The organism is Pseudobacter sp. (assembly GCF_051955275.1).
Lineage (GTDB): Bacteria > Bacteroidota > Bacteroidia > Chitinophagales > Chitinophagaceae > Pseudobacter.
In genome coordinates, this window is the sequence record NZ_JBQCGW010000012.1 from 16,461 (window position 1) to 30,197 (window position 13,737).

At 43.9% G+C, this 13,737-nt stretch carries 5 protein-coding genes; all 5 read left to right on the forward strand.

The window, feature by feature from the left end; translation table 11 throughout:
* The first annotated feature begins 49 nt into the window (after positions 1 to 49).
* The 5 genes from ACTHMC_RS01560 to ACTHMC_RS01580 are packed head-to-tail and all read left to right on the forward strand — an operon-like array spanning position 50 to position 13,567.
* Positions 50 to 784 (forward strand): hypothetical protein, encoded by a 735-nt coding sequence (locus tag ACTHMC_RS01560; protein WP_440410245.1) that lies wholly within the window; start codon positions 50 to 52, stop codon positions 782 to 784.
* The gene (locus tag ACTHMC_RS01565) at positions 762 to 4,397 is read left to right on the forward strand and encodes a hypothetical protein (RefSeq protein WP_440410247.1); all 3,636 of its coding nucleotides are present in this window, start codon (positions 762 to 764) and stop codon (positions 4,395 to 4,397) included. Before ACTHMC_RS01560 ends, ACTHMC_RS01565 begins: the two co-directional genes overlap by 23 nt.
* Entirely contained in the window at positions 4,397 to 7,939 is a 3,543-nt protein-coding gene (locus tag ACTHMC_RS01570) for a hypothetical protein (RefSeq protein WP_440410249.1), read from the forward strand. Before ACTHMC_RS01565 ends, ACTHMC_RS01570 begins: the two co-directional genes overlap by 1 nt.
* A gap of 2 nt (positions 7,940 to 7,941) precedes the next feature.
* Complete coding sequence (locus ACTHMC_RS01575; RefSeq protein WP_440410251.1) at positions 7,942 to 9,339, forward strand: hypothetical protein; 1,398 nt, start codon at positions 7,942 to 7,944, stop codon at positions 9,337 to 9,339.
* A 52-nt stretch (positions 9,340 to 9,391) separates the two neighbouring features.
* Positions 9,392 to 13,567: a GDSL-type esterase/lipase family protein gene (locus tag ACTHMC_RS01580; RefSeq protein WP_440410253.1), complete on the forward strand. Its 4,176-nt coding sequence runs from the start codon at positions 9,392 to 9,394 to the stop codon at positions 13,565 to 13,567.
* The last annotated feature ends 170 nt before the right edge of the window (positions 13,568 to 13,737 follow it).

The window sequence follows — 13,737 nt, forward strand, 5'->3', positions numbered from 1 at the left end:
AACCAGGAAAGCAGAGATAAACAAAATGTAGTCGATCAAGCTAAAGTCTATGCAAAGCAAAATAAAGTGGAAGTGGCCATTTATAAAGAAGGTAATGAGTGGAAGTTCGGAACAGTCCAGTACCTGCAATCAGAGCGAATTCCATTCAGGGAAGTGGTATCAGAGCACTCATGATTGCCCGCTACATGTTTTCATAGAATGTTTGTGCGAAGGTGTTGTTGCGCCTTTGGTTATTACTGGCTCTGTTCCTGAAAGTGTTTTACAGGAAGCGTGGAAGTCGATATACCTGGATTACTCAGATGTCCTGATTTCCGAAAGTGAGCAGGCTATGGTAATGATTGAAAGGAAAGTCAGAGTCCTGGAACTCAGAATCGCAAAGGCGCATGCAATAAAAACATACCTGACATTTATCTGGTCTGAACAGTTTGAAACGGAGCTAATTAAACTGGGAGTTGTGGATTCCAGGTACCCAGAGGGTGCAGCCGCCCAAGAATCATGGTGGAAACGGGCAGTGGGACGGATAAAACGCTGGGAGGTGGAGTTGGAGTCAGAACAGAAGAGGCTGCTTCAGATGCATCAAAGCTTGACTGGGGCTTCCGAAAAAGTTACGCGAGAAGTATTTCAAGATTTTATTGTACAGATCGAGAAGCATGTGAAGTATTCAATAAAAGAAGCAGAAACAACTGTGGCCAGGTTCGTGGCGATGGTAAAGGATTACCAAAGACACATCGCCGCATTATCAAAAGCGAATAAAAATAATCATGCCAGGCGAAGACCGGATTGATAGTATAATAGATATACCTGCAGTTAAAGCAGAGTATGACCAGCTTATAAAAATGCTGGAAAGTCTTGGCTTTGCTATAAAGTCAGCCGGTAACGGAGAAGCGCTGAAAAATCCATCAATCCCAATAAAGGAATTAAGAACTGAAAGCGAGAAGTCCGCAAAGACGGTTCATGTTCTGGCGGAAAACATCGTTGATGTGGTAAAGGCAGATGAGAAATTGATTGCCGTGACCAAAATGACGTTGGCTGCTCAGGCTGAACAAATTCGCGAAAATAAAGTGCTATCAGGTTCATATGATCAACTGATCCGTCAGTTGACCAAGAACAACATGTGGCTTAGTTCGATGAATGAAAAAAAAGCAGAACTGAAGAAGTCGTATGATGAAGGTCGAATTTCTTTGGAAGATTACACAGATTCGATGTCTAAGGTGGAAAAGGAAATTGGCTCTGTGAAGTTTGCAAATGGTGAATTGAACAGGTCTTTAAAGAATTTGACAAAAGAGGGGTTGAATGCTGAGGGGTCTTTAAATCAAATGAGGGGGCAATTGAGCCAGGCCCTGCAAGCATGGGACGCCCTGGCCGATGTAGACAGAAATTCGGAAATCGGCGCGGGAATGTTGCGTAATATTCAAGTGCTGACCAACGAAATAAAGAAGTTGGAAGAAAGCACCGGGCGTTTTGGGAGAAACGTTGGTAATTATACCAATGCGCTCGGTATTTTAAAGAAAGAACTAGGCGATGTTGCGAATAAGATTCAAGACATGAATAGTGCCGGAGATGCTAATCAAGATGTCTTACAGGCCTTAGTAAAGGAACATGACCTGCTGCAAAAGTTGGTAGATAGTCAGGCCAACGGTTTCGCATCTCTCAACGAAGAGTTAGCCGCAAATGAAAAAGCTTTGATGAAGCTTAAGAACGAAGGGAAGGAAAACACAGTGATGTATGAACAACTATTCGCTGAAATAGCGAAAGCCAAAAGTGAGCTTTCATCATTTAAAAAGGAAATGGCTACGCGTGGAAGCGGGGAGTTAGTGCTTGAAGCCGGTATTCAAGCTGCTCAAACATTAGCTTCAATATATGGAATTGCCGAAGGTGCGTCGGCGCTCTTTGGTAAACAAAGTGAAGCGCTGGAAAAAACTATGGTGAAACTGCAGGCTGTAATTGCGATTCTCAACGGCCTTGAGGCGTTAAATAATGTAATAAAGAAAGAGGGTGCTTTACGAACTGCCTTAAATGTCGGCCTGCAAAAAATAGCAACTATTCAAACCAATCTACAGACCGCAGCAGAAAGCAGAAGTATAGTAGTGAAATGGGCTGCGGTTGCAGCACAGAAAGCCCTCAACCTTGTAATGTCGGCTGCCGGAGGACCTATGTTGGCAATAGTCGGTATCCTCGCCCTTCTTGTTCTGGGATTTAAATCGTTCGCAGCAGAGGCGAACAATACTAAAGTCAGCATAGATCAGCTTAATGCCAGCCTGGATAATAGCCTCTCTGTATCAGATGATCTGGTAAAGGAATTGAAGCGCGCCAGCAACGAACGAGTTGCACAATTACAGGCAGATTTTAAAAGTGAAGCTGAAGTCAGGAAAGAACAAATAAGACTCCAGCGTATTCAGTCCGATGAACTTTTTGAAATTGAAAGGGCCTATAAACAACAAGTAGCTCAGCAAAAGATGGAATTGAGGTCCATCTTAAAAAAGAGCGAATCTGATATGACTGATGATGAGAAAGAGCGCGTTAAGAAGATGGATGAATTCGTAAAAAAATATCAGGAAATACAGGACAAAAGGAAAGAGATAGACAGTCAATTACGAGTTTCAATTCTGGGTGATCAAAAAGCCACAACGGAGGAGTCTGTTAAGGCAAGGCAGGAAGATCTCGACTCTACAAAAGAATACCTGCAGGTTAAGGCAAATATTTATAATGAGATTATCAGTAATGAAAGAAAGAGTTATTCTGATAGAGTTAAAGCTGCGAATGATTTTTTAAAAGTGCAGGAATCACTGATTAAGAAAGAAGCAGATAAACAATTGATGGTAAAAGGCCTTACGCCTTCACAAATAAAGTTAATTGAATCACAGCGTTCTGCTGCTTTACAGCAGGCTCGATTAGATAGCCAAAGGAAAATTGAAGAGCTTAATCGACAGGAGCGTGACCGGATAAAAGCGGCTCGATTTGAAATAATAAAAATCGAAATAGAGGCCCAGGCCCGGGCAAACGATCTAATTGCAGAACAGGAGACGAATGGATATGAAAAGCGCCTGGACGCTGCATTTGCTGCATATGAAAAACGTAGAGAACTTATTGCCGCACAGCGTGAGTATGAACTCTCCCAGGAGAATCTTCTTCAGTCAGAAAGGGAGGCTATCATAAAGAGACATGCTGATTCTATAAATCAACTAACTGAACAGTATGTAAAGACCCAGACGGATATCTACAAAGCTGGTGAGCAAAAGGCCGAGGAAAGCCTGCAGAGGTCGTATCAGCGCAGGTTAGATATTATTGCACGTGGACTTGCGATGGAATTGACTGCGATTGAGGATATCCGTGCGAGAGGTAAAATGGGTGTTGCAGATTATGAACTTGCCAAACTGGGAATAGAGCGCAAATATAGAATGCAATCCTACCAAGAAGAAAATAAAAGATTGGTAGATCAAGTGCTTAAAACAAAGGAAGGGACGGCTGAACGAGCGGCGGCGGAGAGAGAGCTAGCAGAACACATTCAGCAAATGCATGAGGAAAGTAACCAGACTATTGAGAAGTTGGATTCTGCTAAATGGGAGCGGATGGCAGAGAAGGTTTCAAATTATGGGCAATTAGTTGGTGGAGTTCTTAGTACCATCAGTGATTTATCCTCTATCAATTTCGACAAAGAACTTGCGAGAATTGAAGAACTGCAGGCTGCCAACGAAAAATTAAAGGCAGTTGAGCTTGATAGAATAGAAAAATCAACCCTTAGCGAACAAGATAAAGCCGCAAAAATTGCAATACTCAACGCAAAGTCTCAAATGCAGCAGGAAGAGATTGAGCGAAAGAAAAGGCGAATTGAGGTAGAGCGAGCGAGATTTGAAAAGGCTACGAATATATCCAATATCATTACTACTACTGCATTGGCTGTCATGAGGACGCTTGCAGATCACTCCATTACGCCCGGATGGGTTCGTTTTGCATTGGCAGCAACTGCTGGCGCTACCGGCGCTGCACAACTTGCTCGCGCCATTGCTGCCCCTCTTCCAAAGTTTGCCAAAGGTACAGACTCTTCCCCTGAAGGACCTGCCATCGTGGGTGAAGAAGGAGCTGAGATGTTTATCACTCCCTCAGGCAAAGTTGGTTTCACTCCCAGTAAAGCAACCCTGACGTGGCTGGAAAAAGGCACCAAGATCATCCCACATGATGAAATCAATCATGCCATGAACGCCAGGATCATGAAGCAAATGGCCTACTCCATGACCAGCGACAACACCAATAACAAAAAGATAGAGGAGGTGCGTGACGCCATCGTGTGGTTAGCTGGAGAACTTGGCAGAGGTCAGAAGAAAGCAAAGGTGCCTAATGTGATCCTACAAGACATGTCAGGATGGAAGGCGCACATTAAAAAAAACGTGTTTGACTAATGAGTTTCGGCGGAAGACAAATATTTAAGTTTTACCTGATTGATAGGGTTACGGGACGCAGTTATTATGTGGACGCAGGTGGCCGTGTCCTAACAGGCTTGTACACTGATCTCGTATACTCTCCGGAAGGATGGCTCGAAAACCGGGTATCGTTCGGAAGGAGCGGAAAATACTTCGGGCTTAACCGAGCATTCACTGTACCCTTAAAATTCCCTGGTGATGGGGCAACGATAATCCGTACCCTCTTTTATACAAAGAGAGGAATCGAGCAACCTCTGGGTTTGGTAGTACTCAAATGGGATGCGGATGATGATATTTACAAACTGTATTATAAAGGCGTTGTTGATCTCACCAAAATCAAGGATGATGTAGCTGAAGGAGTTACTGTGAATGTAATGGAGGGCGGAGTGGTACAGCTATTTAAGGCATTTGAGTCTACCACGTTTCAGATTCCCTGCGATGGTACTATTCCGGAAAACATAAAGGTTAAGCTGGATGGTCAGAAATTCAGAGATACGTTTCACTATGAATTTATTCCCTTCACGGCTGTATACCCAGGTATAGCGCCCGTGCCACTGGTGTTCACGACAAATGAAGGAGATAATATCGGAGTGATCCATGGTGATCAAAACTATGAGCAACTTCCGCCTGATTACATCAACAACTACCTTCCCGGATCTCCAAATTATTGTTTTGCTTCCGGTTCCCTAATCAATCCAAGGATCAAGGGTAGAATAAAGGTGAAGTCACAGAGTGGTCCTGTAACATTCTACATGTACACAGCAACCAATCTTTCCAAGGCAAGAGCCGGAGGGATTGATCGTGCAACTGGTTTGGCACTTGAAGCAGTGCCAGTACCACCTGATTATCTCCGAACAACGGACATGCAGTCTACTGTAGAAGGAGTAAGGGAATACACATTTGATCACGAACTAAACCTGCTGGCTGATGAGCGGTTGTTCTTGTTCTTTTTTAATGACAGCGAGAGTAACCCTATTGAAATAATTGAAGGAGGTTTTGATTTAGAGTTCGATAGTATTTATAAGACTACTGAAACCTGGGGAATAACAGCATACGACCTATTCAGGCTTTTGGTTGAAAAGATTAATGAAGCAGGATCCACTGCGGGGTTAAATTTTAATTATCAGGCAAGTAGTGAACTGCTGCAGCAACACAAAAACTTTGTGGTCTGTTCAGGTGATTCATTACGTGCGGGAAACGATCCGGCTTACCCAGGGCCGATCGTTATTAAAACATCATTGACTGACTTCTTTGAATCATTCAATGCAGTGCTGGGGGCATCGTTAAGTAATCAGCAGTTGGCTGATCAGCCTGAGACACTATTCTTTGAAAAGAAAGGGTATGTGTTCAATAGCTCCGTTGTTACTATGGACATAGGGGAAGTAAGTGAATTCGATATAAGTGTTGCAGAGGAGTTCTACTTCAATACTGCTTCATTCGGGTATCCCAATCAAGAGTATGATCAGAAAGCTGGTAAGTTTGAGTTCAACACCACGGCCAAGTACACGGCGCCGGTTAAATCTTTGACCAAGGATTTACCTGTCGTTTCTAAATACAGGGCAGATAGCTACGGTGTGGAATACACCCGATATAATTCGGGAGGGAAGTCCACCGCTCATAATAATTCAGACAATTCTGTTTTCATTCTCAACACCGACCATACAGCCGGCGTTCCATCAGAGTATAGGGCCGCTGCAACTGGTGTTACATTGAAAGTAGGCGTTGCCAATGAACCAATGATCTTATCAGATATCACTGGGGATTATTGTAGCAATAATGGAAGTTTCACCTTGTTCAACTGGGTGAGAAACTTGAATATGCCTCAGTTCAACTACGTGGCGCATATTGAAGGAACTGTGTCTGTCGGGAATGTCTCCTTTTTCTTTTACCTGAGGGGTGTGAATATTTACACATTCACCAAAACACCTGGTTCTTTCAATGAGACTGTAAATGTTGGCAGCTTTATAATGGGAGAGGGGGACGAAATTGAGGTGAGATACACAACAGGAGTTGGTGTGTTTAATATGGCCTCTGTTTACTTTTCGCTTCAGTCTGATCAAATTCTTGTCTATCCCTTAAAGAGGGTTACCTATGATGCTGCAGGTGGAATAATTAATCCAGAGACCGCATTTAATATTGAGGACCTTACTCCGGCAAGGATAATCAAAAACCACTACGACTTTCTTAAAAGTTCAATTTGGAACCTCATACCAGATTCTCTAACCTGGCAGACACTCGACCGAAATCAGGAGCTGAGTACTACCAAAGACGGTTTAACTATTACGGAGAATGCTTCAATACCTATTACATCCATGGGTAGTCCCCTGTTCTATGGATTCATTTTTTCTTTCAAAACAAAAGTGCCATTAAATTTTACGGACATTTTCAATGGAGCTGCAAACGGTCACATCCGATTTACATACAACGGGAAGGAGTTCTTTGGATTCCCTCTGGAAGTTTCACAAAAACCTGCCTTAAACGAATCACAGGTTTGGAAGCTGTTGTGTTCACCCAGAACGCAATTGGCTGACCTGGTTGATTTAAATGTTGACGGGCTCAATTATATCGACATGTCTGGATATTCAACCTTTATACCGCATTTGAATCCGGTCCACTTCGTGCCATTGGGGTTCACGAATCCGGTTCAGTACCACACTATGACAATGGATCAGGACTGGTTTAAAAACCGGATAAAATCCTGGATAGCTAATAGCGATTATTTTAATCCGTGGCAGAAAAATGATGTTATCAAATTACAACTGCAGACTAACGGACTTGGCCCGGTGCAGGTTGAAATAATGGACTGTGATGCAAAGGTGATCGCTACTTTGCCTTTTGATCCCGTTGACTCCAATTCAGTAAAGCCTCCTTATACACTATACCAGGTTAATATTCCTTTAACGGCCTTGGATGAAGGAGCTTACTATCTGGTTGTCACCGCTGGTACCGGAGAAGCTATTACAAAATTCGTCAGTGAGCCGCTGTACGTGAAGGAAGATTGGCCAGAAACTATTCTGATCGAGTATTCCAACAATGTAAATAAGCAGGCTTTTATTTTCTCGAATGGTTATCGGCCCTCGCTCCGAGTACATGGAAGAATCGGTCGATATGAACCAGGTTCCCGCTTTGCCGTCTACGAAAACCAGCCTGCTGATATCGAGTTATTGAATGGCATTCCATATGATACTTTCCCCTTCGAGGTTGGATTCAATGATGGCGGCATACCTGATTATAAGATCAGAAAGATCAGTCGGATCATGCTGCTAACCTCTACAATGCTCGATGGGGTAGCCTATACGCGGAATGGCGATTCAAAGTTCGAGCGTACTAACTTCCCGGGGCAACCGAAGGAATACTGGTCGCTTGATGTAAGATTCTCTGACAACAGAGACGGAATAACACTTTCTACGGATGGTACAGTCGATCAAAACATAACCATTGTTTACAATATCGATGCGGCCGCATTCGGCGATAATGGTGGCGTAAGCAATGTAATTCAAGTTGAACAACAAAATCAATAACAATGGCCCTTAATTGGAACGTATCTATACTTGCTCAACCGTCAAATCCCGCCAACTGGTTAGTGGCAGCCGTCTATGACGCTTCCGCTCCAACGGTATTGGTGGATTCTATCCCATTGCCAAAGCCATATGGAGGAACGAAGAATATCACCTTCATGAACCTGGAAGGTATCGTGTATAACTTTCGACTATTCGAGTCTGCCACCACTTCGCCAGTTGGTACAGTTCTGAACGGATTTTCTTTTCAGCCCTCTCTTGGAAGTATTACAGTCGTTAGGAATGACCTGTATTTAACCGGAGATATAAGCCCTGATTTTCCGAGTGGTCAAAATGGGTACGATGATAATTCGCTCATTGGATGGTCTTTCGATCTTGAGAGGGTTGGAATGGGAACCTTGGAGAAGGGGGTGGATTATGAGTTAACGCTCGATGGCGTTCCGGACGATTCACTTGCAGCCAATGGCTGGCGCTTGCTGCGTGACGAAGATGTTGTTGGTGAGGAAGAGAGATTTGTTCACCATTTTCAGCCTCGCGTCACCTCAAGTTCAAGCGGTACAGGATCTGGGGGAGGAGGGAATATGATTGCCGGGTCAACAATATTGGATAGCGATATTGTCCTGGATAACACGTACATGAAGAAAGTATGTCTACTCCAGGGAAATGGCGTTGATTACTTTACTGTTGCTCTTCCTCCTCTTTCAACAGTTGCCGACAATCAGCTGGTGGGCTTTATCTCAGCTGGTGGTGATCATGTAAATGCCTCTGTTGTTGTCGACAATACAGATTCAATTCTTTTCAATGGAATTCGCAGCAGAATGACTATGGGGCAATGTGAGCAGTTCTGGCTATTTAAGGCGTATGACATGTGGAATGTTGCTTTCCCTGATGGAAACTTCAAAACGGTAGGAGAAATAGTGTACAGCTATGTGATGACAGAGCTGAACTCCGTCTTTGCCAATGGCGGTATTCTCTCTCGTACAACATATGCCAGGCTTTGGAACGACTTTGTTTCACAACTGCCTCCTTCCATGTTAATCAGTGATTCAGGCTGGAATTCAACTCAGGTTATCAACGGAAGAACAGTTTATATTAATCGCGGAAAATTCACTACCGGAGACGGTTCTACCACTTTCCGTGTGCCAATGATATATGCAGTAGGTAACCTGAAGATAGTCGACGGCTCTACCAGGTTGGCTGGATCGTTTGAGGCCGATCAAGTGGGGCAGTTTTCTGGAACCATTAATATACCGCAAGGCAACAGCTACACTGGTGGAGGTGGTAATGACAGGACTGGCCGGGGATCGGCCAGTCCGAACGATTTGTCGGTTACGACAACGTTTAATAGCAATAAAGAGAATAAGGAGGCCAACTTTGGAGTATACGCTCTCATTCGTTGCTAAAATCTAACTCACATCTAAGTCATTATTTTTTAACTGATATACTTTTATCGTTATGAAATTAATGCTAAAAATATTAGTATTTACGCTTGTGGGGCAATCCGCCATGAGTCAGATATACAGCAAGCCCAATAATTCATACGGCTTAATTTGGAACCGTGGGAGATTTGATAGTGCTGCTTTCCTTCCTACTGGTTGTGGAGTGCCATTGACCGCAGCGGATCTTCGGTCTACGGATCAGAACATGATGGCTTTGCAGTATGATTCATGTGGACACAAAATGTATCTCTGGGATCCAAAATTAAAGTCGTGGTACTCTGTTTCAGGAGCTACGCAATTAAGCGATTCTACTTTTAAGATAGGATTGGACACTATAAAAATAATCGGGGGAAGTAATATAACCGCTAGTAATGGAGCCAGTAAAGTAGGGAATGATATTCGATGGGGCAGGCAGTTGGGATCAGGCACAACAGGTGCAGAGTTGCTGTACGATACAGAGATACCGTTAAATGGGCAGCGTTTATTTTTTACCTCTCCTTCTGGATTAGCCGAAACATCAATTACTAAGCATGGAATTGAAATTTTCGGAAGTAATTTCAGTAATGGTTTGTCACGAATTAGAATGTTAAACTCGTCGGGAGGTTCTTTCGAGATTTTAAAAGGCCCAACAGGAGCCACGATAAATTTTGAACAATCGCAAATTTTCGTTCGTGACAGCGATGGCAATTTAATCTTCACAAAAACACCAGGCACATCACCGACAGCCTTTCATGATGTGGATGGATCCGGCCGATACCGCGATACATTGACCATTACAACCATGGGAGATGCAGATAGTTCTGATCGCGCGGCTTCTACTGCATGGGGTAAAAGAGCTGTTGCAGGTTTCAAGGACAGTGTATTGGGTGTGATTTATTCGTCAAATAATTTCGCTAACCTGAATGATTTTGTAAACAGAGGCGCTACGGCTTCAGCAACAGGCGGAAAAATCAGTTTCTCTGGTGGAATCGGAACATTTGGACAAACGCTGGAATATGCAAGGCCCACTCTGTTGGAGAAATGGCATGTATCAGTATTGTACATTCCAACAGAAAAGACTTCAACATCCTTTGGAGCAGGTCCAGGCATAAGAAGTACAAACAGTAGCGCAGTTAATGTAATGTCAAAATTCGATGCTACTACCGGTGCCGATGCTGGCAAACTTTTCATTTATACGGGTACGGGTACATTGGTAAAGACAAGTGAAACAGCTATCGCATTCAATGCGTATGACAATATTGAGTTGCACATGGAACGGGTTGTAGACACCATTTATTTTTGGGCCATCAATCGCACACAAAATATTGTCAGTGCTAAGCTGGCGTACGGCTATTCCTTCGCGTCTGGTGTAACCAGTTTCACGCACAATACAGGCCGGTTTGCAGTTTATTCATATGGTGGCACTTTCGATATTGCTGAGCTTAAAATAACATCAGACGTTATCAAAAGACCAGATGTGTTGATAATCGGGGACAGTAAAGCAGCTGGTTATTTTGTTGATAGTCCTTATGATAGGTGGGGAGTGCGGCTGAGGAATGTGTTTCCTAAAACGGTGATACAGGCCGGAAGTGCTGATAAAATAACTGATGCGCAATCCAGGATTGACGAAACCATCAGCATTCTTCCAAAGCAAGTTATACTTTCCATTGGGGTGAATGATATCAGGGCTGGAACAGATAGTGCCACGATCAAAACAAACTACGGCAATTATGTAGCAGCATTACAGGCCGCAGGTGCGAAAGTTTTTCACCTCCTTTCCCTTAAAGAAGTATCTCCATCAACTGTAAATGCAGACTGGTTCAATAATTACATTGTTCGCACGTGGCCAAATGAGTATTTCGATTCTACATTCAAATACTGCAGCGACTGTATTACGCCTGCTGATGGTACACACGTGAATGTAAAAGGCAATAGATTGATCTCAGATGTGATTATTAATAGCGGGAAAATTCAGGGTACAGGATTGATACGGGATAATTCCATCAATGCAGTACTGGCGCAAGGTAATACTACCAACATTCCCATAATCATTGGCGATTTGAAACGGTTGGGTGGAGTATCAACAGGGTCTTTTTCCCAGCCGAAATTAATTCTGACAAGCCCCACATATCCATCCATTGTCATGGAATCTGGCACAACGAGTTTCGGAGGTGGATCTATTGTATGGAAAACGAATAGGGGAGGGCCTAAGTTGAATCCGGCTTTATTCGGAGATAGTGTGGGATTTGCCATGGTTGGCCATGTCTATGATAATAACGTGAGGCAGCTGGCTTTTCTTACAGCTGATAATACAAATAACACTATTTCAGCTTTTGTACTTAGGCAAGCGGCAAATGACTTCAACGGTACAAGGTCGCGGGTAACAGCGCAAGCTGGCCAAAATCTTTACGCTGGCTTTGAGCTATCCGGAACAACCCGATTCGGCACAACTCCGGCCGTATTTGCAGTAAATGCATTCAATCAGCCAGTGGATATTTACAATCTTCCTTCCACAGTACGGGATACAACAAAGAAATTATTAGTTAGAGATAGAACCACCGGTGAAATTTTTGATACAAACTGGCCCGTAGCTATTCCTTCTACCACTGCCGGATCAGTACTTTTTAGTAATGGAACCACCATCGCCCAGGATAATGCAAATTTCTTTTGGGATGCAGCTAATGTTAGGCTGGGGCTCGGAACTAATACACCGGTAGCGTCGGCACTGTTGGATATTACCAGTACTACGAAAGGTGTGTTATTCCCCAGGATGAATACTACGCAGCAAAACGCAATCTCATCTCCAGCGACTGGCCTTTGGATATACAACACTGATTCTTCAGCATTCAGATTCTATAATGGTGGTGCATGGGTAACTGTTGGCGGTTCGGTTGGTGGTGGCGGCGGTAGCGGTACAGTAACAACAGTGGGAAAGACCGACGCGAATGGGTTTGCATTCACTATCACCAATCCAACGACTACACCTAATATCTCGCTTACCACATCGCTGACAACTGGAAGCGTACCGGTGATTGGAGCCTCTGGTGCATTAACTGAGGACAATGCAAATTTTAATTATACCTCTGGTCAACTTGGGATAGGCACAAATTCCCAGGCTTCTAAACTGCACATTCAAACCGGTTCTTTAGGCGCCTACACAACGAGTACAACGCCAAATAGTGCTGGTATCATTTTGTCTACACCAACAGCGGCGGCCAACAGCGCACAACAATACGGGCCTTCATTGGTATTCAGGAGTAACGGTTGGGGAACTACTGCCGGCACTTCTCAACCTGTAGATTGGATGGTAACAAACAAAGCCACGCAAGGCGCTACACCAACTTCTTCATTGGCGTTTAAGATTAGTATCAATGGAGGCTCATATTCTGAAGCCGCATCAATCAGGGGAGATGGAGTAATATTTGCTGGCGGTGTTTCAGCAACAGGAGGTCTAACCGGCTCGACTATTACTGCGGGCAGTACAAGTAATATTACATGGTCAACTCGCAGTGTAATGACCTCGCCTGCTGACGGAAATATCCGGTTAACCAACGCAGCAGCTACGGATTTTGGGTTACTTCAATTTGGTGGAACGACTTCATCTTTTCCTGCATGGCAACGTAGTGGAACAGGTTTAATAGCCAGGCTGGCCGATAATAGTGCCAATACCTCAATTACTGCATCAGGCCTTACTCTTTCAGGCCTTACCGGCACTGGTACTCGTCTATCAACTACATCATCAACAGGTGTAAGTGGCGCTATTACAAATGGCACAGATGGCCAAGTAATGACACTGGTCAGTGGTGCGCCGGCTTGGGCTGACAAAGATTTTGATGCAGGTACTTACACTCCAACCTTCTCCAATCTTGGTACAGGTGTAAGTGGAATTACCCTTCCTCCTGGTGCGTCTATTAAATGGCAACGGGTAAAAAAGACCGTTACGATTTGGGGAAATATTAATCCAGCCTTCAGTTCAGGATCGACCGGAGACATACGCACATGGAGCATGAGTTTACCTCCTGGTATTACCGCTGTTTTTACGCAAAATCAGGACGCCGCAGGTATTGCCAATTGTGGTTGGAAAACGACGCGCGGCGCAATTGTACAGGCCGATTCGGCCAATGATATTATCGGTATGTCAGTAGAAATCGGCACCGAAGGATTTGGCGCAACTATCGGCTATTACTTCACTGTTTCTTTTGAAATTCCATAAATACAATACAATGAAACGACTACTCTTCCTTTTACTCTTCCTTCCCTTCCTGCTGCAGGCGCAGCTGGTTGAGAAGTTTCCGAAGTCAACAACCAACCCTTTCGGGTATGTGATCCTGAAGCCGTCTGACTATTCAGCAACGAAGTCATACCCTGTATGGCCATTCGTAC